Source organism: Frankia sp. Mgl5, assembly GCF_023242985.1.
GTDB lineage: Bacteria > Actinomycetota > Actinomycetes > Frankiales > Frankiaceae > Parafrankia > Parafrankia soli.
Genome location: NZ_JALKFY010000008.1, coordinates 51,570 through 75,836 on the forward strand (window position 1 = coordinate 51,570; position 24,267 = coordinate 75,836).

The following is a 24,267-nucleotide window of genomic DNA, read 5'->3' on the forward strand; positions in this document are numbered from 1 at the left end:
CCCGCGGGGGGGCCCCGGCCGGGGGGGCCCCCCCCGGGGGGGCCCCCCCGGCCCCCCCCCGGCGGGTCCTCGGTGAGTACGTCCGCCAGGACGTCCAGCCGGTCTGCGACCCGGCGGACCGGCAACGGTTGGCTGGCTGCCGGCTAGCGAGTAGTCGCGGCAGCCGCGCGACGTCCCCGCGCCGCCGTCAGCCCCTCGCCTTGCGGACCCACTCCTTGCCATCCGCCGCGACTCCTTCCAGCACGCTGAGCGTGTGCTGGAGACCAGCGGCATCCTGCGTGACCCGGGCAACCGCCTCCGGCTTCTCGCCTTCGAGAACTTCACCCAGCGCCGATTCCGCAGTGTTCATCTTTATCTCCTGCCCGTTGACGAACACCAGCGCGAAGGTCTGCGCCGCGCTTGCCGCCCCCGTCACCCGGACGGACGCGATCACTTCGAAGCGGTAGTTCATCCGCCCCCGATCGGAGATCTCGCCCGTGTCGAGGTCGAGGACGGCGTCGAACTGACGCACGCCGTCCATGGTCAGCAGGAAGACCGAGATTCGATACTTGCGGAAGCGCCAGGGGCCATGGAGTACACGTGCGCGCCCGGGCCGGCCGGCGGGAAGCTCGGCGAAGGCATGAGAGATCACCTCACTCGGCTTCAGCCGGTAATGCCGCAGCGCCCGATCAAAAATGATCTTCCGGTCACAGTCAGCCAGGTGGCGATCTCCCTGTCGGACGGGCGATCGGCCAGCACCTTGCGCCACCGGTCGAACTCGGCCCGCCGGACCGCCAGCACCGCGCGGTTCTCGTCCTGCTCCGCGGCGAACAGCCGGGACGAGCGGGTGCTGTCCAGTCGGTAGCGGGCCCAGACCCGTCTGGCTGCTCCGGAGACTTCATGCCGGGCCCGGTGAGGGCACCCACACCGAGCCGGGTAGGTCTGACGGTATGGGAACGCGGATGGCGTCCAAGGGGTCCTGTCTGGGCCCGCGGATCAATGTTTCCGAACCGGGCTCGATGCTCCCCGACCTGGTGGCGGTTCTGCGCCGCCGGTTACGGATGGACGTCGGCTGGCTCGGCCGGTTCGTCGACGATCTTCTGGTTCTTGAGGTGCTGTGCGGGGATGCAGGGCGGTTCGGGCTCAGCCCGTACTCGACGGTGCGACGCCCGGGGTCACTGTGGGGAGCAGTCGAGCGGGGCGATCTGCCGTCGCTGGTGCCCGACACCCGCGCGGATCCTCGTGCCGCCGAGCTGGCGGGGGCGCGGGAGCTGGGTGTGCGTGCCTTCGCCGCGGCGATGCTCACCGACAGCGAGGGCGAGTCGATCGGCATGATCGGCTGTGTGGGGAGCGAGCCGATCCCGGCGCTGCCCCAGCACGATGGCGGCTTCCTGCGCCTGCTCGCGCGGTTCCTCACCGACTTCGTCATCGATGTTCGCGACCTCTGGGACAGACAGAGCCGAACCTGGCGCGAGATCCGTGCCGCGCTGGACGGCGCCGCGCTGCGAACCACCTTCCAGCCGGTGGTCGACCTGCACGCGGGCCGACGTGGCCGGGTCGTCGCGGTCGAGGCACTGACCACGTTCCCCGCCTTGGACAGCTCACCCGAGGACGTGTTCAAGAAGGCGACGACGGTCGGCTTGGGCCCCGAACTCGAACTGGCCGCACTGGGCCGGGCCGTTCAGTCACTGCCCGACATCCCGCCCGGGGTCACGCTGGCGATCAACCTGTCGGCCGCGGCGCTGGCCGACGACGCGGTCGAGCTGATCCTGTCGACCGGTTCACCCGAGCGCCTAGCAGTCGAGATCACCGAGCACGAGTACATGGTGGACAGCGACAACCTGGCACGGGCCTTCGACACGCTGCGCGACCACGGCACCCACATCGCCGTTGACGACGTCGGCACCGGTTACGCCGGCCTTGAACAGCTCCTACGACTACGACCGGACATCATCAAGATCGACCGGTTTATTACTCACGGTATCGACCGTGATCCGGCCCGGAGGGCAGTCGCCGCCGGCTTGACGACAGTGGCGACCGCGATCGACGCGAAGATCGTCGCCGAAGGCGTCGAATCACACTCTGAAGTAGAAGCCCTCCGGGACGCGCACATCCGATACGCCCAGGGTTATCTCCTCGGCCGTCCCACCCCCAACATCCACGACGCGTGCTCGAGACGGCCGAGGTGCCAGCAAAAGGAGCGTCCGAGAAACGGGTAGCGCCGGGACTGTCGCATGCCGCCGGGAATGGAGGGCTTTGTCGCGTTGAGGGGTGGTGGGACGCGGCGGTCCCGGCTGGTGCTGTCGGCGACGCCTGAACGCTGACCCCCTGTGGCGCGGTGGGTTCGAGCACTCGTCGACGTCGGGTCCCGGGCCGGCCTGCTGTGGACGTCCCCCGCAGCCTCGGCGAGGAGGGGCTGACCTGCGGCCGGACTCCTGCAGCCGTTGGCTCGCCGGATCGGAACGCAGACGCCAGTAACCGGGATGCCGCCCGCCAGTGGGGTAGTACTAGAGGGTGTGGTGGCAGCAACCCGTCAATGGTGACCTCGGCCTGGTGACCGCCCTGCCGATGGCGAGGCTCGTCGCGGTCTGCCCGGTCTGCCCCTGGCCCATTCACCTCGCAGCGGTCGTCTCCCCCAGGGGAACGACGGCCTGCCTCGACACCGACGCCCTCGAACAGGCGATACGGGTACATCTGGCCCAGCACGGTATCAGCGATGACGAGGACTGACTGATCGATCGGACGCTGTCGCGTCACCGCGCGGCTGCGCCTCCAGACGTGACCCCTCCGCTCGAAATTTCGGCTTTTTCCCGGCGTCCTACCGGCCTGCCTTCGGCACCGAGCGCCAGCCTCGACCCAGATGAAGCGGCCGGCGAGCACCTCCCGCGCCGCCGTGTAGTTGCGGGTGTCGTCGTTGCGCCACAGCGCCGAGAAGGATGTCTCGACACGGCGTCGCGCCTGCCGGCAGAACAGGTCGGCCAGGTCGGCCACAGGTCGGTCGCGATCGGCTCGCCGTCCTCGTCGAGCATTCGGGCCCGCACGACCGCCGCGCTGATGGCGAAGCGCAGGTGCGTGCCGATCCGGCCGAATTCGACGAAGGAGCGCGGCGACGTACCGCTGCCGACGGCGAGGCCGGGCAGCGAGCGGCTGTAGATAGGCGGCCGCCCGTCCGGCCGCTCATGATCGGCGGAGCGAGAGCATGCCGTCCGACTGAAGGTCGAACCGTGCCCCGAAGCCGCGGCTGATGCTGTCAAGAATCTCCTGTAGCCAGGCGGAGTCTTCGGGGCCGGCGTACCGGAGTCGCATCTGCCGTGCCTGCAGGGGCATCACACACAGGTCGATCAGCTTCCCGCTGCCCGGATCGACCGACACGAAGTACGCCAGCCGCAGGTCGTCCCGATAGCTTTCGTAGCCGGCGATCCCCTCATAGTCGTCGATGAAATCGCCGCACCCGTGCAGGATGAGCCTGTCCCGGTATATCTCGACAGGCCGTGGATGGTGCGACGAGTGTCCGTGCACGATGTCGATACCGCCGTCCACCAGCCGATGCGCGAAGCGGATCTGGTCGTCATCGACGCCGTAGCCCCAGTTGGAGCCCCAGTGGATGGATGCGACGGCGAGGTCACCGGGCCGCTTCACCTGCCGAACACGGCCCGTGACCTCGTCGGCCCAGCCGTCCGACAGCTCCGGGACGAGGTCAACGCCGGCCCTGTCCTCGGTCGCGGCCCATGTCGCTGGAATGCCGCTGGACGGCAGCCCGAACGAGAAGATCAGGACCCGCCGGCCGCCATCGATCGACACAACCGCGGGCCGGCGGGCCTCTTCTGCGTCGTGTCCGGCTCCCGTCCCCATCAGCCCGGCACCGGACAGCACATCGAGCGTCTCGATGAGCCCCCGGCGACCGAAATCGAGCAGATGGTTGTTTGCCAGCACACACACGTCAGGTCGGGCGGCAGTCAGGCAGGGCAGGTTGTCCGGGCTCATCCGATAGTGGACTTCCTTCCCCGCCGCGAAGGCATCGCACCGGGTGATGGCGGTTTCCAGATTCAGCACCCGGACATCGGGCGCAGCCTCGTCCAGCGCTGGCAGCGCATCTCCCCAGGGCCAGGCGAAGTCGACCGGGTGAGGGATCGGGCCGTTCACCGCCTCTGCCAAATCGACGTAGCTGCGGGCATCCCAGACGTATCCCTCGGAAAGGGTCGGGTCACCGGGATGCGGCAGGATCTGGTCGATACCGCGGCCGAGCATCACGTCGCCGCAGAGGAACAACCTCACCGCACCCTCGCACACGGTTCCACCTTATGGGCGACAACCTCCGCCGGCCGAGCCGAGCGACCCGGTTGCAGCGACGGCAAGACGATGGCCCACAGTTCCGACTCCGGCGAGATGGGCTGAATGTCCCGCATCGTGGGCGATCCAAGAAGCCTGCGGGTTGCCAGAACTCGGACACCGGCCTTGACCTGGGCTTTAGGGTCTGTTCCAAGTTCGGATCATGGGGTTGGCAGGCTGCGTAGCCAGAGGATGGATCCGCGCAGGTGGAGTCCTGCGGCGTAGCTTTCGGGTGTCTTGTCGTAGCGGGTGGCCAGACCCCGCCATTCCTTGATCTTGTTGATGCCGCGTTCCACGGTGTTGCGGTCTTTGTAGAGCGTGGCGTCGTGGCTGACCGGGCGGCCTCCGGCGCTGCCGCGCTTCTTACGGTTGGCCATCTGGTCGGCCTTCTCCGGGATCACCGCCCGGATCTTCCGTGTGCGCAGGTGGGCGCGGTTGGCGCGGGAGGAGTACGCCTTGTCTCCGGCGACCGCGTCCGGCCGGGTCCTGGGGCGGCCGACCGGTCCACGCACCTTGATCTTCTTCAGGACCGGGAGGAAACGCGGGCTGTCCGCGGCCTGTCCGGGGGTGAGGATGATGGACAGTGGGCGGCAGCGCCGGTCGGTCGCGAGGTGCACCTTGCTGGTCAGCCCGCCCCGGGAGCGTCCCAGTTCGGCGGCCTTCAGGCGGGCCTTGCGGCGTCGGCGTACCGCGCGGCGCCGTGCCCGTTCGGCTTCCTCTCCGCCCTCGGGCGCCTCGGTTACGGAGTCGTTTTGCCCGGTTTCTGAAGCCCCTTTTCCTCAGTCAGGGCCTTCTCTATGTCCTCCAGGAGGTCCGGGTCGACCACCATGCCCGCCGCGTGGTGATGCGCGCGGGCGACGGTGGAGTCCACGCTGACCAGGCTGAGATCGACATCGTCGCGCGCCGCCGCCTCGGTGATCATTGCGTCCATGAGGGTCCGGAAGACCCCGTCACGCGCCCACAGACGGAACCAGTCGTAGATCGTCGACCAGGAGCCGTAGCTGTTCGGCACGTCCCGCCAGGGGCTGCCGGTACGGAACCTCCACATCACCGCGCTGAAATAGCTGCGCAGGTCAGGGATCGGTCCGGACGCCCCCAGCGGGAGGTGCGGCTCGATCAACTCCCATTCACCATCGGTCAGATCACCACGCGTCATACAGCCGTGCTACCAGCCGAAGCACCCGAACGAAGGATGAACACCCTGATTGTGATCCGGACTCAGAACAGGCCCTAGGCGGCTCGTTCGCATTAGTTGATCAAGCCGCCGAGGACGGGTTGGCGCTTGATCCGTTCCTTGGTCAGGTCTGCGACGGGGTGGTCGGGCCGTGGTGGTTGAAGGTCGCGGCCACTGTGGGGTCGTCGTCCGTTGTGGTGGGCCGTGTACTCGACCAGGACGGTGCGCAGGTGCCGTTCACCGACGATCAGCATGCGGTCGGTGACCTCGGTCCGGACGGTGCGGATGAACCGTCCTGCGTAGGCGTTCGCGCGGGGTTCGGGATGGGATCTTGACGGTGGCGATGCCGACTGTCCTACTCGCCGAGGCACAGGACGGCGTCACGCGTCACGCGCACCTCGGGGCCCGCCGGATACGCGGCCCTCCGACGAACGCCCGACCTATGTCCAACTATACAGCAGTTGACACCGGTGCATACTGTTGGACCGCATCACATTCGGTATGCCGGGTACAGGCGGGTTCGCCCGGCCTTCGGGCAAGATAGGTGGTGGGCGCTGTGGTACGACAGGGGGGAGAAGGTTCGGGTCTGTTCGACCTGATGGAGATCGGGCTGGGCATCATTGGGGTCGCCGATTATCGGGTGCGCAGGGTGAACCAGGCCACCTGCCGGATCCTCGGACGGAACGAGGACGAACTCGTTGGTGTCCGGTGGGAGACGCTGGTCCATCCAGATGACCGAGAGGCTCACCTGGCAGAAGCGCGACAGAACCATGCCGCTGGCCAGACCCACTGGCAGGGCATCGTCCGCTTCGTGCAGCCGAGCGGGTCTGTCGTCCATGTTCTGGCGACGTCGGTGATCCTGACCGACGACGTGGCCCCCGAGGAAGCCGAACTGCCCTATTTCCTCGTCCAGTTCCAGGATCTCAGCCAGCAGCTGGCGTCGCACCGCCACCTTCGGCTCGTCATGGAAAACACCCCAGTCACCCTGGCCCTGGTCGACAGGGACGGCTACGTCCTGTTCAACGAGGGTGCGATAGGCGAAGACGCGGTCCGACGCCTGGAGATCGCGCGACGGCGCAGCATCTTCGAGGTCTTCCGAGATCTACCTGATGCCCTGGATCTGACCCGCCGAGCGCTGGCAGGCCAGCGCGCCTGCGGCGTCTTCTCCGCCTACGGACACTGGTACGAATCACAAACGGTTCCGATCTGCGATGCGCAGGGTGTCGTGCAGTCGGTCGCCATCGTGTCCCACGACGTGACCGAGCGGGAGATCGCACTGGCCGAGCTGCGCGCCCGATCTGCTGAACAGGCACTGGTGGCGGAGATCGGGCGGTGCGCGCTGGGCAGCCCCGATCCGGCATCTCTCTGGCATCAGGCGACGACAGCGATCTCAGGCCACCTGTGTGCCGATCGGGTGACTATCAGGGCGGCCGATCCGGACTCCGGTCTACCACACGTCGTTGCCACGGCTGGTTCGGCGGCACCGTATTACCCGTCTCCCCCACCATCAGCCGCGCCGGACGGGACGGCGCTCGCGGGCAGCCGCACCGACCCGCCCCGTGGGATCGCGGCGGACAGCGCGTCCTCGTCCCTGACCATCCCGATCGGCCAGCCCGACAACCCAGGCGCTCTGCTCACCATCGACCGCCGCAACCCCGGTTCCTTCGCGCGGCATGAGGTGATGTTTCTCGAGATGGTGGCGACCGTGCTGGCAGCGGCCGACGAGCGCTTCCGCATCGAACGTGACGCCCAATATCAGGCCCGGCACGACGGGCTCACCGGGCTACCGAACCGAACCGCGTTCCTGGACCGCCTGCAGCGAACCCTGACCCGTGCCGGACACGACCGCCGTCGCACCGGGCTCCTGTTTATCGACCTCGACAACTTCAAGAGGGTCAACGATTCGTACGGTCACCAGACCGGCGACGACCTGCTCCGCGAGGTGGCCACCCGGCTCCAGCGGGCCGTCCGTCCCGAGGACAGCGTCGCCCGCCTCTCCGGTGACGAGTTCGCTGTGCTCTGCGACCGCGACCCCGCGTTACCCGACGTCCAGGCCATCGCCCGGCGCATCGTCACCACCCTCGCCGCCCCACAGATCGTTCTCGCCGGCCAGCCGATCACGGTCGCCGCCAGCATCGGGATCGCGCACTCCGACGGCCAGCCCATCGACGCCGACGAATTCCTGTGTACTGCCGACATGGCGATGTACGCAGCGAAGCGGAAGGGGCCGGGTCGCTGCCTTGTCTTTGACGAGTCGATGCGGACCCACATCCGCCGCCACTTCAACACAAGAACAACAGCCGGCGGACGCTGACCGCCGCCAGGCGGCAACTCGCGACACACGGCAATCGAAAAGCGCACCGGGCCGTCGGCCACGGAGCTCGCGCTGCCACGTCGCCAGAGAACGGCTCACGGCGCGCCACAGCGTCGGCCCTGCCTGCGGTTACCGACACGAGGCCGATCGTGGCACACCCACCACCACGCCACACGCCATCACCACGTCGCCCACCTGCCAGTACGGTCCGCGGACGAAGCACCGTAATCTGGGAGTCCTCGGCTCTTGGTTGCCTCCTGGTGGCATCGTAGGCCACCCGGCCGGACAGCGAGCGCGGAGAGATAACCTGAACATCACTGATGATGTTGGGAGGGTGGGGCGTGAGCGACACTCCGACGGGTCCCCGTCGTTGGAAGACCCTGGTAGACAAGGTGGACACGGTCGAACTACGGACCGATACCCCGCACTCTGCGCGCATGTACGACTACTATCTCGGCGGGAAGGATAATTTCCCGGCCGACAGGGAAGGCGCCGAACAAGCTATCGCCGTTTTCCCAACTTTGCGTGATGCCGCTCGAGAGAACCGGGCCTTCCTGGTCCGTGCGATCCGGTATCTGGCCGGTGAGGTCGGCATCCGGCAGTTCCTGGACATCGGGACAGGCATCCCGACCAGCCCGAACCTGCACGAGGTCGCCCAGGGCATCGCCCCGGACGCCCGAGTGGTCTACGCCGACAACGACCCGATCGTCCTTGCCCACGCCCGGGCTCTGCTGACCAGCACCCCCGAAGGGCGCACTGTCTACCTCGACGCCGATGTACGCAACGTTGATCAAATTCTGGCCGCCCCGGCGCTGCGCGACACCCTCGATTTGACCCGCCCTGTCGCGCTGTCGCTTCTCGCAGTCTTGCCCTTTGTCGAGGGCGACGCCCCCTACACCATCGTCCGCAGCTTCCTCGATGCTCTTCCCGCTGGCAGCTACCTCGTCCTCAGCCACGGCACCGCCGACCTCGATCCCAGCGCTCAACGCATCGAGACCAGCTACCGTGAGCGGGGCCTGGAGTGCCAGTTCCGTAGCCGCGCGGAGGTGGAGCGACTGTTCGATGGACTGACTCTGGTCGATCCAGGAGTGCAGGTCATCCACCGGTGGCGCCCTGACGGTACCGCAGATCACCTCTCCGATGCCGAGATCTGCGGCTACTGCGGGGTAGGACGCAAGTAACCCACAGGTATCCAGCCGCTCGTTTCCCTCACCGTTCCAGGATCTTTCGCGGGTGACAGTTCCGTCCAACCGAGCCAGCGAATCTTAACCGTAGATCTTCCCGTTCGGAGCCTCACATACCGCTGGCATTTTACTCGGGGGCGACAGCCGAGGTCGCTCAGGCGGCCCGTTCGCCAGAAAATACGCAGCCAAATCAGTCCCCTTCGCCGGATGAAGGAGGTGCGCAGGGCCTCGGCAAGTTTGCTGGGTAGCGATCCGTGGGCTGTTCTGGGGGGGGTTCCAGTGAGGCTGGGTCGTGGTGGGGGCTACTCGGATCGGGCCCCGAAATCGGACAGGGTGATCGGGTTCTGGCGACGATCACGCGACGGACCAGTACCGAAGTTGTCCGATAAGCACCGGACACTGCATCCCGGTCGCGCAGCACAGCGGCGAGCGCGTCGGGGGCAGAACCCATCCCAAGCTGCCACTACGTAACCGCGGGCATGATCTCTTCTGCCACCCATTGGGTGTAGTCGAGGTAGTCCTCGAGGTGGTTGACACTGGGGATCGGCACTGAACTCATCGTCACGCCCAGCTCATTGAACCAGCAGAGCCGGTCGATGATCTCCTGTTTGGTCATGCCTGCCCGAGCGCGTGGGTCTTTCTGCACAACATGACCGTCACCGACCCGCGTGGTGGCGAAGCCGTAGAACACATCAGTAAGCTTGCCGCTGTAGTCGGGCTGCGACTTGATAAAATCGATCTTCGTCGGGATTTCCTCGGGTTTGGTGAGGAATGGCCACCAGCCCGAAGCGTAGCGGGCGGTGCGCCTCAGCACGGCATCGGCGTCACCACCGAACCACACCGGTGGGTGTGGTTTCTGGACGGGCTTGGGCTCGAACGCGACGTCCCGGAATGAGACGTACTTGCCTTCGAACTCTGGTTCCTCCTTGGTCCAGAGCTCGATGATAGCCTGAATGTACTCCTCGCTCATCGCTCCGCGTTCGTGGAAGGGAACACCTAGAGTTTCGAACTCCTCTTCCAGCCAGCCCACCCCGAACGTGACGGAGACGCGGCCGCTCGATAGCCAGTCGATGCTCGCGAGAGCTTTGGCAGTGATGACGGGGTGCTGTAACGGCAAGATCGCGATGCACGAGTTAACTCGTATCTTTTCCGTGACGCCGGCCAGATAGGCCATGGTCGGGTACGCACTTAAGTAGTGCGGCCCCGAAAGTTCGACATGACTTTTCGGGATGATGTGGTGTTCGGGTACGCTTATCATAGCGTAGCCGAGCTTCTCGGCCCACTTGGCGAGACGAGTCTGGTCCGCGCCCGTTACTTTAGTCTCCCACGGTTGGCATGTGGCCTTTAGCCGCAGCAAATGCGGCATAGAAAATCCCAGTTTCACGTCTTCTCCTCGCCGACCTGGTGCATCACAGTTGTCCATCCATCTGGCGTCGTGGGACACCTACGGTCATGCCCCGCATGGATGCCTTGGCGGCCTCCAGCCTCGATCACCCATCCCTCCGCCGTAGGACTCTACGCCTAAATCGATACCTAGTTCCAGTCTCGACATGGCATGCAGGAGCTAGCGGTGGTTTGTTGGATCAGGATGGTAGGTAGAGGCAGAGGCCGTGCCCTGCGGAGGGATAGTCAAGACTTGTGGATGGTGATCGTTAGGCGGCTTGGGTGACGGGTGTGGTGGTGGGTCGTTCGGCGAGCTGGCCTGTGCTTCGAAGAGGCGCCGGCGCGGACGAGGGCGACGAGGTGGGGTGCGTTGACCGCGCGTCAGCGGGCCTGGGCGGCGTCGATGAGTTTGAACGCCATGGCCAGTCCAGCGGCGCGGGAACCGGGCCCTTTGGTGACCCGGGTGCGGTGGCAGACGGTCGCGAACGTGGACTCGATCGGGTTCGTGGTCCGTAGGTGCACCCACTGTTCGGCGGGTAGTCGTAGAACGCCAGCAGCACGTCCAGATCATCGACGATCTTCGCGATGGCTTTGGGGAACTTCGCCCCGTAGGCGGCGGCGAACACCTTCGCCGCGGCGGTGGCGTGGGTCTTGTCCTCGGCGTTGTAGATCTCCGCCAGGTGCTTCCTCGCGCCGGGATGCGCCGACTTCGGGAGCGCGGCCAGCACGTTCGCGGTCTTGCGGCACCACGGTGGGGAGGATCGCCGAGGAGAACCGCTGCCGTTCGCCGGTGGGCGGGTCGACCCTGCGGTCGTTGACCCGCGGCGCGGTGACCTCGACCGCACCGGCGGCGGTCATCACCTGCCCGAGCTGGGCGTGGCCGTTACGGACCACCAGCCGGCGGCCGCGGTCGTCACGCTCGTCGGAGAGCTCGGCGATGTAGGCGGCGACCTCGGCTTCCAACGCGGCCACGAGCATCCGCCGCGTACCTTCCCGGACGATCTCATCGATCAGCGACGGCCTGACCGTCGAACCGTCCTCGGGCGTGCTGTTCTCGGGTACTACCGTGAGCACCGGCGTGCCTTCCCGACCGACGCGCCAACGTCGACCTAACTGAGACCTCAACCTCGATCACCGGGAAGGCACGCCCCTCCCCAGCCGACCCACAGGTCTCAACCATTGCTCTGACCCGCGCTGATGGTGGCGATCAGGGTTTGGAGTTCAGTGGGTGGGGGCGTGGTGAACCAGGTGTTCCAGCAGAACGAGAACGCGCAGCGCACGAGGGTCTGGTGACGGCGGATCGCGAGGTCGGAGCGGACCTGGAGATCGGCCCGGCCCAGTTCGTCCTTGACCTGCTTGTAACTCTGCTCGATCCAGTTACGGATCCCCTTGAGTCGATGCGGTCGGACTCGACCCGATTGTTCTCCCGCCCAGCGCCGAAGGGACAGGCTTCCCGACCCGGACCCCCGACCGGCGCGTCCCCGACCAGCGCAAATGCGGTCACACGCCGCCCACGTGTACCACCCTACCAGGCAGTAACATTTTGTTGGTTTTTTGTTGGTCTTCGGGTTCAGGAACCACTCTCGACGGTGTGGGATCGATACCGTGGGTCCGGAGGAGATGAAGCGGGTCGGCCCGGTACTCGAGGCCTTTGCCGAGCAGATGCTGGGCGGGCTGCGGCGACGTGATCAGCGAGAGAAGGGCGAGCTGTATCTGCGTGGCCTGCTGCTTGACGGAAAGCGCAAGTCAATGCGGCCGATGGCGGACCGGCTCGGGATCGATCATCAGCGTCTGCAGCAGTTCATCACCAGCTCGACCTGGAGCCATTCTGAGGTTCGTCGGCGATTGACCGGGTGGGCGGTCGGGTTCGTGGATCCGGTCGCGCTCGTCGTGGACGACAGCAGTTTCCCCAAGGACGGTCCGGCGTCGCCCGGGGTAGCCCGGATGTACTCCTGTGCTCTGGGCAGGGTCGGGAACTGTCAGATCGGGGTGTCGGTGCACGCGGCGACCGACTGGGCCTCGGCGGCGCTGAACTGGCGGTTGTTCCTGCCCGCCTCGTGGGACGACAGGGCCCTGGACGATCCGGATCAGATCGCGGCGGCCTGGGCCCGGCGGGCGCGGGCGGCGATTCCCGACGACCAGCGGCATCACGAGAAGTGGCGCCTCGCCCTGGACATGCTCGACGAGCTCCACGGGTGGGGAATGCCGGTGCGCCCGGTTGTGGCGGACGCCAGCTACGGCGACGTCGCCGCGTTCCGGCAGGGACTGACCGACCGGGGTGTCCCCTACCTGCTGGCGGTGACGTCGACCGCGACCGCCTACCCCGCCGACGCGGTGCCGGTCCCCGTGCCGTACCCGGCCGGTGGCCGGCCGCCCTTACCCGCCCGGCCCGACCCGCCGCGGGATCTCAGGGCCCTGGTCACCACCGCTGGACGCTCCGCCGGCCGGTATGTGACCTGGCGGGCCGACGCCCCGGTGGCCACCGCCAACCCGGCCGGGGCCATGTGCTCGCGCTTCGTCGTCCAGCGGATCCGCCCCGCAAGCCGGAACACCACCTACGCCCCGGGCCGGAATCCCCCGGAATGCTGGCTGTTGGCCGAATGGGCGCCGGGCGCGGCCGAGCCCAGCGACTACTGGCTGTCCACCCTGCCTGCCGACGTCCCGCTGCGCGGCCTGGTCCGCCTTACCAGGATCCGGCGGCAGATCGAGCATGACTACCGCGAGCTCAGGGACGGCCTGGGCCTGGACCACTTCGAGGGACGTTCCTGGACCGGCTGGCACCGTCACGTCACCCTCGTCAGCATCGCCCAGGCCGTCAGCACACGACTGCGACGTGGCCCGGAAGCCCCTGTGTCAGCCTGGCCCTCGCTGGCCTGAACCTTGCCCGAGTCCCCGCGCGAACCGGCCGGAGCCCACAACGGCGGTCGACGGCGAAGGCCGGCTCAGCGGGAAGGAGCACACATGACAGGGCCACTCGGTTGACAGAGCCGCTTGTTGACGGGGCCGCTCGGTTGACGGGGCCGCTCGGTGGGCGAACAAACCCACCGGGCGGCCCTGTCAGATTCCTCAGCTACGGACGTAGGAATCGACCGTCGGTCCTTCGTAACTCGCCTCGACGCCTTCGGTGCCACCCGGCACACCGGGCTTCGGACGGGCGATGAAGTCCTGCCTGGACGGGGACGACCCCGGCTTGGAGAAGTCCAGCTCGCCGGTCAGCCCGCCGGTGTCGACCGGGCTGACGGCGGCCTTGGCGGCGAGGACGCCCGCGGGGGTGAGATCGCCGTCAGCGCAGGCCTTCTCCAGGATCAGCTCCATGACCTTGGACGTGGCGTAGCCGGTGACAACGCTGTTCGACGGCTCGACGCCCGGGAACTTCGCCTTGTACGCCTTCAGCAGGTCGGCCGCGGGCTCAAGGCCGACACCGCCGGTCGGGCCGACGAGATAGAAGTGCTCGATCAGGGCGTCGCGGGCCGGTGTGTCGAGCAGCGACGGGATGTGGGTCGGGCCGTTGCCGAGCAGCGGCACGTTGAGCCCTGCTCCCGCTGCCGCGGCGGCGACGCCGGCGGTCTGGCTGGGCTGGGTGGTGAGGACGATGGCCGAGACGTTCTCGGCGGCGAGGGCGGTGACCCGGGAGGTCATGTCCGGCTCGGCCGGACCGATCCGCTGCTCGACGACGGTCATGCCGTGCTGCTGAGCGAAGAACTTGCTGCCTTCGAGCGCGTTGTTGCCGTACTCGCTGTCGTGGAAGATGTGGCCGATCTTGCCGCCTTCGCGGATCAGCCCCTCCTTGAGCAGGTAGTCCAGTCCGTTGATGGTCTCGACGTCGTAGGTGGGCCCGACGACCGCGTAGTTCTCGCTCGCGGCGAGGTTCTTGGCCCAGGCGAGCGGAATACCGATCAGGCCGTCCTTCTCAAGTTCGGGGATGAGCGCCGTCGCCATCCCGGAACCGAGGACCTGGACGAAGCCGAGGACGTCCCCGGAGATCTCGGCGTACTGCGAGACCGCGGTCTGCACGTTGTATCCGTGGTCCCTGACCTCGAGTTCCACGGTGAACCGGTCGCAGATGCCACCGTCGGCGTTCACCTGGTCCCAGAAGATCCGCTGACCCTCGGTGACCTCCTTCCCGGCGGCGGCGTTCAGGCCGGTGAAGTCGGTCAGCACCCCTAAGCTGATGACATTTCCCTCAATTCCCGGACCGGTTTTGACGGGGCCGCTCGTGCTCTCCGCCGGTGGTTCCTCGTCGGCCTTCGTGCTGCACGACGCGGCGGCGACGAGTGCGGCCGCCGCGACGATCGCAGCGACCGGGCGCATCAGCCTGTGGTGTCTGACTCTGTTGCCACGCATCCTGGTTTCCTTTCGTGTCATTTGTGAGCGGAAAATGCGCGCGGAGGACCGCTGCGGCTCAGTCGGTCAGTTCAGAGCACGGGTAGTTGAAGGCGACCGTCTCGGGACGAGACACTACGGAGAAGTAGATCCGCCCGTGGTCAGGTTGGCGCGTTCCTGGCCGCGCGTCTCATACTCGCGAGCTTCAGTGAACGGGCTATCCCTGCCAGGCCGGTGGGCCAGAAAATAATCACCAGGATCACGGCCGCACCGTACGCATAACGCGCGGCCTCAGAATAGCTCACCCCGCCGGTACCAGGCTCGGACAGGCCGGGAATCGACGCGGCGTACTCCCCGAGCACATATGGCAGGGCGGTGACGAACGCCGCGCCGGCGCAGGCGCCGCCCACCGAACCGAGCCCGCCCAGCACGATCATCGCCAGGTACTGGACCGAGATCTCTATCGCGAACGACTCGGGCGCCACACTGCCGATGGCCAGCGCGAACAGCACTCCGGACAGCCCCGCGTACATCGACGAGAGCAGGAACGCCTTCGCCCGGTACGAGGTGACGTTCACGCCGTTCACCGAGGCCGCGATCTCGCTGTCCCGCACGGCGCGCAGCGCCCGGCCGGGACGTCCGTTCAGTGTCGCCCTGGCGAACAGGTAACAGCCCACCGCGAGGACCAGGCCGAGATACCACAGCCGCTCGAACTTCTCGAACTCGACGTTGAGCACGTAAAGCTCGGGGTCGCTGTCGTCGAAGGTGAACCCGAACAGCGAGAACTCGGGGACGGTGCGTCCGTTGTGACCGCCGCTGACCTGGTCGACCGAGTTGAAGACGTGGATGCCGACGAACACCATGCCCAGCGACGCGATACCGAGGTAGAGGCCCTTCAGCCGGGCACCGATCGGGCTGAAGAGCAGGCCGGCCAGACCTGAGATCCCGACCGCGAGCACCATGCCGAGCAGCGGCGGCAACCCGAGACCGACGTAGGGGTGGGCGCCGGCGTCGTTGGACTCGCCGGACAGCCAGCAGTAGCTGATCCCGCCGACCGCCAGGAAGAACGCGTGCCCAAGGGAGAGCTGGCCGGTGGTGCCGACCAGGATGTTCAGGCCGATCGCGCCGATCGCCGCGCCGAACACCGCGAAGCCGGTGCGCAGCCAGAACTCCTCAAGGTAGAAGGGCAGGACGGCCAGCACCGCGACGAGTGCCATCAGCAGCAGGCTGCCCACGGCTGGGCGGCGGAAGCCCGGCGGACGGCCCCGACCGGCCGCTGTGGCGGTGCGCGGCGGCGCGGCGGGTGGCGGCGCGGCGGCCGTGCTCTGCGTCGTCGGGTCAGACACGGTGCAGCTCCTTCGTCCCGAACAGGCCAGCTGGCCGGGCGACGAGCACCAGCATCATCACCGCGTAGGGGACGACGACGCTGAAACCGCCACCGAGGAAGGTCAGGTTGGCGTTGTAGCCGGCGAACAGCGACTCGGCCACTCCCACGATCAGGCCGCCGGCCAGCGCCCCGGTCGTCGAGTCGAGGCCGCCGAGGATGGCGGCCGGGAACGCGGCGAACGCGATCGTGCGGAGGTTGGGTTCGAGCCCCGGCGTCGGACTGCCGGTCAGGAACACGGCGGCCACCGCGGCGAGGCCGCCCGCGATGATCCAGGCGACCGCGCCGACCCGCGCCTGCCGGATACCCATGAGGGCGGCGGCCTCACCGTCCTCGGCCGCCGCCCGCAGCGCCACGCCCCAGCTTGTGAAGCGGAACGCGGCGAACAGCAGGCCGATGAGGACGAACGCCACGACGATCGCGATCAGCCGGTTCTCGCTGATGCTGACGCCGCCGACGCGGACGACGCCGGCACCCCACGGCTGACCGAGCGACAGCACCCTCGAGCCGATCCGCCTGGTCAGGTCGGTCGTGATGATCAGGTCCAGGCCGAGCGTCATGATCGTCAGGGATGCCACGTGCGCACTGCGCACCCTGGAGAACAGCACCCGTTCGGAGACGAAGGCGACCAGCGCGGTGGCGACGATGCCGATGGCGACGGCGGCGAAGAAGCCGACCGACGGCTCCAGCCGGGCGATGACATAGGCGCCGAGCAGCAGGAAGGCGCCGTGTGCGAAGTTCAGGATCTCGCTGGCCTTGTAGATGATGACGAAACCGAGCGCGATCAGGGCGTATAACGACCCGAGCGACAGGCCGTTCATCAGGAAGGAAAGAAAGGTGGTCACAGCTTGGGCTCTCCGGTCGGGGCGGGGACGCGGCCGAGGCGCTCGTCGCTACTGCTGGGATGGTGCCGTGGTGTGGTCTGGTCCTGCCGATATGTGACCTGAACTCGCCGTGGTGTGAGCCGAGATCGCACCGGTGTCGGTGCCGGCTGTAGTGCCGAGGTAGGCGGCGATGACCGCGGGGTCGTTCTGAATCTGCGCGGGCGTGCCGTCGGCGATCAGCCGGCCGAAATCGAGCACGCTGATCCGGTCGGCAACGGACATGATCATGGACATGTCGTGCTCGACGAGCAGAACCGTGATCCCCAGCGACTCGCGAACCGCCAGCACGATCTCCGACATCCGCCTGGTCTCCTCGGCGTTCATTCCGGCGACCGGTTCGTCGAGCAGCAGCACCCGCGGCTCGGTCGCCAGCGCGCGGGCGACCTCGACCCGTTTACGGTCGCCGTAGGAAAGGGTTCCCAGCGGCAGGTGGAGGACGTGGCCGAGGCCGACGAACTCGGCGATCTCGACAACCCGCGCACGGTGCAGCCGTTCCTCCCGGACCGCCCACGGCAGTTTCAGCCCGGCGCTGACGAAGCCCGACCGGGTCAGCAGGTGCCGGCCGAGCATGATGTTCTCCTCGACCGACTCGTTGGGCGAGGCCGCCATGTTCTGGAACGCCCGGCCCACGCCGAGCGCGGTGATCCTGTGTGGCCGCAGCCCGGTCAACGTCGTCCCACCGAGGCGGACGCTGCCGGCTGAGGCGCTGTACACGCCGGAGATGACATTGAACAACGTCGACTTCCCCGCGCCGTTCGGCCCGATCACGGCGTGCACCGTGCCGGGCTCGGCCCGCAGCGACACCTCGGACAGCGCGGTGAGGGCCCCGAACCGCACGGTCACGGCCTCGACGTCGAGCGCTGCGACTTCGCCGCGGACGGTCCGGGCAGCGCCGACACCGCGGCCGGGCCTCGTCGGAATCGGCACGGCCTACCTGCCCCCGGTCGCGGCACCGGCGCCACCCAGCAGGCCGAAGCGGCCCTTCTCGGGCGGGATCCAGCGACTCAACGTCGCCGCCGGGACGGGGCTCGCGGAACCCCCACGGCCACCGCCGAGACCGCCAGGGCCGTCCGGGCCGCCAGGGGTGTCGCCCGCCCCGCGTCGGCTCGCGTCGTCGCCGGGTCCCCGGCCGAGGTACAGGGAGGCGATGCTGTCGGACACGGCCAGCTGGGCGGCCGGCCCGGACAGTTCCACCCTGCCGAGCTCGAGGACGTAACCGCGGTCGGCGACGCCGAGTGCCATCGCCGCGTTCTGCTCGACGAGCATGACCGACGTGCCCGCTCGGTTGATCTCTTTCAGGACCTCTCCGATGCGCGCCACGATCTGCGGCGCGAGACCGAGCGACGGTTCGTCCAGCAGCAGCAATCGAGGGCTCGACATCAAAGCCCGGCCTATGGCCAGCATCTGCTGCTCGCCGCCGGAGAGCAGCGCGGCGCGTTGTCCGCGGCGCTCGGCGAGCCGGGGGAACATTGCGTAGACCTTGTTCCGGGCTTCGGCCCTGGCGGCGCGGTCGCGGACGGATATCGCGCCCGCCCTGAGGTTCTCCTCCACGGACAGCCGTCCGAACACGCGGCGTCCCTCCGGCACGAGAACGACGCCGCGGTTGACGACGTCGACCGGGTCCACACCCACCAGGGACCGCCCACCGAATGTCACTTGCCCTTTGTCAACCTTGGCCCGGTGGCGTTTCAACGAGCCGGTGACGGCGCGGAGCAGTGTGGTCTTGCCTGCCCCGTTGCTGCCGAGGACAGCGACGATCTCGTCGGCCCCTACACGCAGGTCAACCCCCCGCAGGGCTCGAATGACCCCCGCGTAAGTGACCTGCAGACCGCTGACGTCCAGTTCCAAGACCGCACTCCGTCGACTTGTTTGTTGATGGGGATGATCGGCGTGTTCCGGCGTGAAGAAGGGACGAATGTGCCATAGGCGGCCGATCATGTATCGCGCGAGTCGACGACACAAGTGTTGGTAGCTTTTTCCCAGTACTTTGTTAGGTTGCCTGCGCGGCCCGCGTCGGCGCGCCGCCTGATCAGAGGACGCGCTACCGCCTTCGTCCAGTCGCGCCGTTGTCGGAGTTCGTCGGGCCCCGGTTCCGCCGAAGGTGGCCGCCCTGGCGGGTGCGCCGCCGTCTGCGGCTCACGCTGCCCAACCGGGACGTCGAGGCGTTGCTCGCCGAGCGGGGCCTCGACGTCGAACACGCCGCTCCCCCGTCAGGCTGATCGAGCTTTCCTGAGAGCCGCGGCGACAACCGCGATGCCCAGGCAACTCACGATCGCCGCCAGGGCGAAGGCGAGCCTGAACCCGTTTTCCACGCCAAGGCCCGGACGAGCGGTCGCAATGTCCGCTACGACGCTTCCAGCGGTATTGCTGACAGGATCAGAGGAAGAAGGGTTCTGCGCGCCACTTCTCCCTGCGGACGTCCCGAGTGCGGCGCCGAGGACTGCGACGCCGAGTGCCGCCCCCAACTGCCTTACCGAGTTACTGAAGGCTCCGGCGGCGCCCGCTGTGGACGCCGGAACCTCACTCAGTGCCAGATGGACGGCGCAGGCCATTGTCAGCCCGGTTCCCCAGCCGACGATCAGAACACCGACACCCGTGACGAGATAACCGTCGGACCAGGTACCGAGCAGGAGTACCAGGAGGGCCGATCCCACCGCCGCGAACCCGATGGCCAGCGTGCCACATTGACCGATTCGCAGGGCCGCACGGCGTGACGAGACGCTGCCAAGCATGAATCCCGCTCCCAGCGGGATCACTCGGAGACCGGACTGGAGAGGGCTGTATCCCTCGAGGATCTGGAGGTACTGGGTGAGCACGAAGAGGAGCCCGTTGAACACGAACAGCGAGAGCGCGGCGACCGTCGAGCCCACGGTGAACGATCGCACCCGCAGCAGTTCCGGTCCGACCACCGGGTGCGTCGCATGACGTTCCCAGACGAAGAAGGCGGCCAGTGCCACCAGGGCGGAGCCATGGCATGCCAGGATCGTGGCGGAGAGCCACCCCAGGCGAGGGCCCTCGATGATGCCGAATATCAATGCTGCCGTTCCGAACGCGGACAGGGCAATCCCAGACGGATCCCATCCGCCTTTGCCCCCACCAGCCCTCTGACGCCCGAGCACCACCGCGTTGATGACACCGGCCAGCAGCGAGGCGGGCCCGCCCACGAGGAAGACGGAACCCCACCAGAAATGGTCGAGGAGCAGCCCGCCGAGCAAAGGTCCCAGCGGTAAGCTCACTCCTATTGCCGCGGTCCAGTACCCCAGGGCTCTTGGGTGCTCGGCGGAGGGGAACACCGCCATGACCAGCGCTCTCGATGTCGGCAGGACAGCCGCGGCGCCGATACCGAGGACCGCGCGACATGCGACCAGGCCCGCGGGTGAGTCCGCGAAGGTGGCGGCGAAGGAGGCCAGGGAGAACAGCAGGAGTCCCGCCTCGAGTATCTTCCTGTGCCCGAAACGGTCGCCCAGGCGTCCGGCGACGAGCATGAAGCCTGCGAAGGAGAGGACGAAGGAGTCGACGATCCACGCCATGTCGGCCGGATCGGCGTCAAGGTCAGCCGCGATGGACGGGATCGCGACGTTGAGAATGCTCGCGTCGACCTCGACGACGACCAGGCCGAGGCAGAGAGCTCCCAGGATCCACCAGCGCCGCGGCCCTGCATCCGTCTCCCGCGCGTCGACGCGTCCGGAGTCTTCGCGCTCCATCGCTGGCTGGCCACCACGCATGCAGGTCAGTCCGGAGGGCGGGCCGAGGGCTTTCCCCCGACCCGCCAGGTCCGAAGTGGGGCATCGACCGGGTGTCGCGCCGGCAGCATCAGGTCATCAGGTCGAACCGGTGCGGCAGGGTCTTCCTACAGGTCGGCGTAGAGCGTCTCGTCGGCGATGAGGATCCTTTCCAGAAGGCGCGGGAACGTTCCATAGTTGCGGACCGCGTAGTGGACGGTGGCACGGTTGTCCCAGAACGCGACCGAGCCCGGTCGCCACGAGAACCGCACCTGGTTCGCCGGCTTGCGGTACTGGTCGATGACCGCCGTCAGCAGTTCCCTGCTCTCGGCACGGTCGAGCCCGAGGATGGTCGGCCGCTGCGTGAAGTTCACCCAGGCGATCTTCTCGCCGGTTTCCCGGTGCACGCGGACGACCGGATGGGCGACCACCGGATAGTCGTGCCCGGACTGGTGCAGCGCGGCCCGGTAGTCATGGGCGACGTGGTGGCCCTCGAGCCGGGCCTTCACGTCGTCGGACAGGCCCTGGTAGGCAAGCGCGGCATCGACCCAGACGGTGTCGCCGCCGACCTCGGGCAGGTGGACCGCCCGCAGCACCGCTCCCCAGGTCGGCACGAGCCGCCAGCTCGTGTCGGTGTGGTACGGGTCCCAGGTGTCGTCGCCGGCCTGCGGCGTGTGGGCCTTCTCGTACTTCTTGAAGTCCTCGCTGGCGATGCGGTGAATGGCCGGGGTGACGCCGGAGTCGGCCTTGGCCGCACCTGGATGGGTGTAAAGGGGGCCGAACTGCCGGGCGAACGCTTCGTGCTGCTCCTGGGTCAGCTCCTGGTCCCGGAAGAAGACGACCTTGTACTTCAGCAGATTCGCCTTGATCTCATCGCGTACCTCGGGCGTGAGCGGCTCCCGGAGGTCGACGCCGCTGATCTCCGCTCCGATGGTCGGTTGCAGCGGTTGGACGGCCAACGACGATCGCACGGGCGCTTCGAAGACAGTGGTCACGGTGTGTCCCTTCGGTTGGGTGAGCCGGTCAGTAGTGAATGGGGCCCTGGGTGCCGCCACCGGCGGCGATCGATTCGCCGGTGATCGCGACGGAGAGCGGGGAGGCGAGGAAGGCCACGACCGAGGCCACCTCGTCGGCGGTGATGGCTCGCCCGATCGAGATGCGGGCGGCGGCGGCCTGAATGTGCTCGTCGGAGAGAACGACCGTGCCGCCGTGGTCACCGGTGAGGGTCAGTCCGGGATGCACCACGTTCACCGTGACGCCGTGCGCGCCGAGCTCGTCGGCCAGGGTCTTGGTGAGGGCCGCGACGCCGACGTTGCGGATGGAGCCGGAGGCGAGGCCGACCTGGCGGGCCGCCAGCCCGCCGATGTTGATGATCCGGCCCCAGCCCTGGGCGATGAAGTGCGGCGCGACCGCCTGCGCGGTACGCAGGTAGCCGAGCACCTTCACGTTGAAGTCGGCGGCGACGTCCGCGGTGGAAAGGGCCTGCGCGCCGCCGGGTCCGCCGGCCCCACCGGGCCTGGCCGCGTTGTTGACCAGGATGTCGACGCCGCCGAGCTCGCCGACGGCGGTCTCGACCAGCTCCTGGACGGACGAGTCGCTGCCGGTGTCGACGATCACCGGCACCACCGTCCCGCCGGTCGCGGTCGCCAGGTCTACCGCGGCCGATTTCAGCACGTCGGCGTCACGGGCGGCGATGACGACCTGCACGCCCTCGGCGAGCAGGGCTCGGGCGATCGCCCGCCCGATACCGCGGCTACCGCCGGTGACGATCGCCCGCCGGCCTGAAAGTCGGAGATCCACTCGTGCTCCCTGTCATTCGTCCGGTGACCCGGCCACTCCGGCGGCACGGTGAAGCTCGGGACGCGCCGCCGGCCGGATTACCGAAGGTGGCGGACGCCTGTTGTGGGTTGGCCCGTCCGCCCGCTCTCGTGCGCGGTGGACGGGGGGGTCACCTGCCCAGCGGGGGCTCGGTGGCGGCCGGTGCCGTTGTCGAGGCGAGGCGCACTCCGAGCACGCCTGGCCGTTCGGGAACGCAGCGGCCGGCGCTGTGCGGTGCGGTGCGGTGCTGGTCGGTCGGCTCATATGCGCCGCGCGACACGCGGCCCTCGAACTCGGCGGGCAGGAACGCCGCGGCCCGACCACTGCGCCCAGGCCGGCGCCGCCGCGGTGGCCGTCGTCTGCCGGGCCGCCCGGGTACTGGGTACCAGGTACTGAGTACTGGGGTCAGCGCCCGCCGCGACGGTCCGGACAGCTCGCGGAGGTCACTCGCAACAGGTCGATGTGCTGTCGCGTGACCAGGTAAGCAGTCCTCAACACGGACCCAACATGACCAAATATTGTCGAGCGGTCAAGTGCGAAAATGTGGTGATGTAGATCACATCGCCAGGGGCGCTCGACGACGGAGCTCCACATGTCGATCACGCCGAGGCGGGCGACCCCGGCAGGCATTCACCACTATTTCCACCGGAAAACTTGACAATTAGAAAAGGCTGCCGCACAGTTGCTGCATGTACGTCCGCCCGATGCTGATCCGCCATCGGTGCGTGGGCCTCGGGCGGGCCCGCGGCGGTCGCTGTCACGCGGCCTGATGTCCCGCCATCCGCCGCCGAGGGGAACCGGCGGCGATGACACGTCCCGCTCGGTACGCCGGAGACGGTGGCTCGAACCTGTTGGAGTACCTCAACGTCGGCGTCGGCACGCTGCTTCCCCGCGGACACGGCCCCTGGGAAGAGGCGGTCGACCACGGCCGGCAGCTCATTCCGCTGATTCGAGGTGCTGATCCGGGTGAGGTGCGCCCCTCTCCGGCGGCCTCCCGGCCGGCCGTGTCCCCGCCATCGCCCGGCCGGAGCGCCGGACAGGCCTGAGATCGCCGGCATCCCCGAAGAAGGAGAGCCCCATGAGCCAGACCGGAACGGCACCGGTGACCGTCCAGGGTTTCCTCGACGAGCTGCAGGCCACCCGGGACGCGGAATGGGCGCCGGAGCAGCTCCGGGCCCACGCCGACCTGCGGCGGTCCCTCGAGGAGAAGGCGGACCGCGCGCGTTTCGTCAAACCAGGCGACGTGGTGCCACCCTTCGCCCTGGCCGAGGTCGGTGGCGGCACCGTCCGCCTCGACGACCTGCTGACCGACGGGCCGGTGGTGCTCGTCTTCTTCCGGTTCGAGGGCTGCCCCGCGTGCAACGCGGCCCTGCGCGGGTACCAGCTCACCCTCGCGCCGGCCCTGCGTGAGCTGGGCGCGCACCTCGTCATCGTGAGCCCCCAGATCGCCGAGAGGCTGGCGGCGATCAAGGAGCGGCACGGCTTCGACTTTCTGGTCGCCAGCGACGCCGACCGGGTTCTGATCGACTCCTTCGGTATCGGTTTCGCGCCGGACGAGACGGCGCGCGACGAATCCCGGCGAAGAGGCGCGGATCTTGGTGCGATTCTCGGCACCGGGGAGTGGGTACTGCCGTACCCGACAGTCGTCGTCATCGACCGCGACCGGACTGTCCGGTTCGCCGACGTCCATCCCGACTGGATGGTGCGCACCGAGTCGTCGGCTGTTCTCGCGGCCGTCCGGCCCCTCGTCGGTCAGTAGCCCGGGAGGTTCCG

19 protein-coding genes and 3 pseudogenes are annotated in these 24,267 nt (G+C 68.0%); 7 read left to right on the plus strand and 15 right to left on the minus strand.

Annotated elements, in window-relative coordinates; genetic code table 11:
- Nucleotides 1-187: 187 nt before the first annotated feature.
- Nucleotides 188-631 (minus strand): hypothetical protein, encoded by a 444-nt coding sequence (locus tag MXD62_RS06020; protein ID WP_248828436.1) that lies wholly within the window; start codon nucleotides 629-631, stop codon nucleotides 188-190.
- 11 nt (nucleotides 632-642) lie between these two features.
- Entirely contained in the window at nucleotides 643-780 is a 138-nt protein-coding gene (locus tag MXD62_RS06025; protein WP_248828437.1) for a hypothetical protein, read from the minus strand.
- 149 nt (nucleotides 781-929) lie between these two features.
- Here MXD62_RS06025 and MXD62_RS06030 point away from each other — a divergent pair, with 149 nt between their 5' ends.
- Together MXD62_RS06030 and MXD62_RS06035 are read left to right on the plus strand one after the other, a co-directional pair.
- Nucleotides 930-2,198 carry an EAL domain-containing protein gene (locus MXD62_RS06030; RefSeq protein WP_248828438.1) on the plus strand — a complete coding sequence of 423 codons (1,269 nt, stop codon included), beginning with the start codon at nucleotides 930-932 and terminating at the stop codon, nucleotides 2,196-2,198.
- A 295-nt stretch (nucleotides 2,199-2,493) separates the two neighbouring features.
- Nucleotides 2,494-2,709, plus strand: a complete 216-nt coding sequence (locus tag MXD62_RS06035; RefSeq protein ID WP_248828439.1) for a hypothetical protein — start codon at nucleotides 2,494-2,496, stop codon at nucleotides 2,707-2,709.
- Nucleotides 2,710-3,156: 447 nt separating this feature from the next.
- Here the strand turns inward: MXD62_RS06035 and MXD62_RS06040 are convergent, their stop codons facing one another.
- The 3 genes and pseudogenes from MXD62_RS06040 to MXD62_RS38730 all read right to left on the minus strand — a co-directional run.
- Complete coding sequence (locus MXD62_RS06040) at nucleotides 3,157-4,269, minus strand: CapA family protein (RefSeq protein ID WP_308301202.1); 1,113 nt, start codon at nucleotides 4,267-4,269, stop codon at nucleotides 3,157-3,159.
- A gap of 200 nt (nucleotides 4,270-4,469) precedes the next feature.
- Nucleotides 4,470-5,464, minus strand: a pseudogene (locus MXD62_RS06045) (IS5 family transposase).
- A gap of 92 nt (nucleotides 5,465-5,556) precedes the next feature.
- Nucleotides 5,557-5,830, minus strand: a pseudogene (locus MXD62_RS38730) (integrase core domain-containing protein); the annotation flags it as partial.
- Nucleotides 5,831-6,038: 208 nt separating this feature from the next.
- Between MXD62_RS38730 and MXD62_RS06055 the strand changes: the two are divergent.
- Together MXD62_RS06055 and MXD62_RS06060 are read left to right on the plus strand one after the other, a co-directional pair.
- On the plus strand, nucleotides 6,039-7,796 hold the full coding sequence (locus MXD62_RS06055) for a bifunctional diguanylate cyclase/phosphodiesterase (protein ID WP_248828441.1): 1,758 nt from the start codon (nucleotides 6,039-6,041) through the stop codon (nucleotides 7,794-7,796).
- 341 nt (nucleotides 7,797-8,137) lie between these two features.
- Nucleotides 8,138-8,977: an SAM-dependent methyltransferase gene (locus tag MXD62_RS06060; protein WP_248828442.1), complete on the plus strand. Its 840-nt coding sequence runs from the start codon at nucleotides 8,138-8,140 to the stop codon at nucleotides 8,975-8,977.
- Between the two features lie 466 nt (nucleotides 8,978-9,443).
- On the opposite strand, the gene MXD62_RS06065 is transcribed toward MXD62_RS06060, so the two are convergent.
- Both MXD62_RS06065 and MXD62_RS06070 read right to left on the minus strand, forming a co-directional pair.
- Nucleotides 9,444-10,364: a TIGR03619 family F420-dependent LLM class oxidoreductase gene (locus MXD62_RS06065; protein WP_248828443.1), complete on the minus strand. Its 921-nt coding sequence runs from the start codon at nucleotides 10,362-10,364 to the stop codon at nucleotides 9,444-9,446.
- 268 nt (nucleotides 10,365-10,632) lie between these two features.
- Nucleotides 10,633-11,437 (minus strand): annotated as a pseudogene (locus MXD62_RS06070) (transposase).
- A gap of 546 nt (nucleotides 11,438-11,983) precedes the next feature.
- Between MXD62_RS06070 and MXD62_RS06075 the strand changes: the two are divergent.
- Nucleotides 11,984-13,240 (plus strand): IS701 family transposase, encoded by a 1,257-nt coding sequence (locus tag MXD62_RS06075; RefSeq protein ID WP_368862321.1) that lies wholly within the window; start codon nucleotides 11,984-11,986, stop codon nucleotides 13,238-13,240.
- A gap of 189 nt (nucleotides 13,241-13,429) precedes the next feature.
- Here MXD62_RS06075 and MXD62_RS06080 read toward each other — a convergent pair whose 3' ends face one another.
- The 8 genes from MXD62_RS06080 to MXD62_RS06115 form a co-directional block, all read right to left on the minus strand.
- Complete coding sequence (locus tag MXD62_RS06080) at nucleotides 13,430-14,707, minus strand: ABC transporter substrate-binding protein (RefSeq protein ID WP_248828445.1); 1,278 nt, start codon at nucleotides 14,705-14,707, stop codon at nucleotides 13,430-13,432.
- A gap of 140 nt (nucleotides 14,708-14,847) precedes the next feature.
- The gene (locus tag MXD62_RS06085; protein WP_248828446.1) at nucleotides 14,848-16,032 is read right to left on the minus strand and encodes a branched-chain amino acid ABC transporter permease; all 1,185 of its coding nucleotides are present in this window, start codon (nucleotides 16,030-16,032) and stop codon (nucleotides 14,848-14,850) included.
- Nucleotides 16,025-16,915: a branched-chain amino acid ABC transporter permease gene (locus MXD62_RS06090; protein ID WP_248828447.1), complete on the minus strand. Its 891-nt coding sequence runs from the start codon at nucleotides 16,913-16,915 to the stop codon at nucleotides 16,025-16,027. Before MXD62_RS06090 ends, MXD62_RS06085 begins: the two co-directional genes overlap by 8 nt.
- Before the next feature lie 48 nt (nucleotides 16,916-16,963).
- Nucleotides 16,964-17,875 carry an ABC transporter ATP-binding protein gene (locus MXD62_RS06095; protein ID WP_368862322.1) on the minus strand — a complete coding sequence of 304 codons (912 nt, stop codon included), beginning with the start codon at nucleotides 17,873-17,875 and terminating at the stop codon, nucleotides 16,964-16,966.
- A gap of 9 nt (nucleotides 17,876-17,884) precedes the next feature.
- Nucleotides 17,885-18,892 carry an ABC transporter ATP-binding protein gene (locus tag MXD62_RS06100; protein ID WP_248828449.1) on the minus strand — a complete coding sequence of 336 codons (1,008 nt, stop codon included), beginning with the start codon at nucleotides 18,890-18,892 and terminating at the stop codon, nucleotides 17,885-17,887.
- Nucleotides 18,893-19,164: 272 nt separating this feature from the next.
- On the minus strand, nucleotides 19,165-20,658 hold the full coding sequence (locus MXD62_RS06105; RefSeq protein WP_248828450.1) for an MFS transporter: 1,494 nt from the start codon (nucleotides 20,656-20,658) through the stop codon (nucleotides 19,165-19,167).
- Between the two features lie 146 nt (nucleotides 20,659-20,804).
- A complete protein-coding gene (locus tag MXD62_RS06110; protein WP_248828451.1) occupies nucleotides 20,805-21,671 on the minus strand; it encodes a TauD/TfdA family dioxygenase in 867 nt (288 codons plus the stop codon).
- 28 nt (nucleotides 21,672-21,699) lie between these two features.
- Nucleotides 21,700-22,476, minus strand: a complete 777-nt coding sequence (locus MXD62_RS06115; RefSeq protein WP_248828452.1) for an SDR family NAD(P)-dependent oxidoreductase — start codon at nucleotides 22,474-22,476, stop codon at nucleotides 21,700-21,702.
- A gap of 824 nt (nucleotides 22,477-23,300) precedes the next feature.
- Between MXD62_RS06115 and MXD62_RS06120 the strand changes: the two genes are divergently transcribed.
- Together MXD62_RS06120 and MXD62_RS06125 are read left to right on the plus strand one after the other, a co-directional pair.
- On the plus strand, nucleotides 23,301-23,540 hold the full coding sequence (locus tag MXD62_RS06120) for a hypothetical protein (protein WP_248828453.1): 240 nt from the start codon (nucleotides 23,301-23,303) through the stop codon (nucleotides 23,538-23,540).
- A 32-nt stretch (nucleotides 23,541-23,572) separates the two neighbouring features.
- Nucleotides 23,573-24,253 (plus strand): peroxiredoxin-like family protein, encoded by a 681-nt coding sequence (locus MXD62_RS06125; RefSeq protein ID WP_248828454.1) that lies wholly within the window; start codon nucleotides 23,573-23,575, stop codon nucleotides 24,251-24,253.
- Nucleotides 24,254-24,267: the final 14 nt, after the last annotated feature.

Coding starts and splice junctions, on each gene's coding strand:
- MXD62_RS06105 (WP_248828450.1), bottom strand. CDS start 20,658: ATGGAGCGCGAAGACTCCGGACGCGTCGACGCGCGGGAGACGGATGCA.
- MXD62_RS06100 (WP_248828449.1), bottom strand. CDS start 18,892: ATGATCGGCCGCCTATGGCACATTCGTCCCTTCTTCACGCCGGAACAC.
- MXD62_RS06125 (WP_248828454.1), top strand. CDS start 23,573: ATGAGCCAGACCGGAACGGCACCGGTGACCGTCCAGGGTTTCCTCGAC.
- MXD62_RS06080 (WP_248828445.1), bottom strand. CDS start 14,707: ATGCGTGGCAACAGAGTCAGACACCACAGGCTGATGCGCCCGGTCGCT.
- MXD62_RS06030 (WP_248828438.1), top strand. CDS start 930: ATGGGAACGCGGATGGCGTCCAAGGGGTCCTGTCTGGGCCCGCGGATC.
- MXD62_RS06075 (WP_368862321.1), top strand. CDS start 11,984: ATGAAGCGGGTCGGCCCGGTACTCGAGGCCTTTGCCGAGCAGATGCTG.
- MXD62_RS06120 (WP_248828453.1), top strand. CDS start 23,301: ATGACACGTCCCGCTCGGTACGCCGGAGACGGTGGCTCGAACCTGTTG.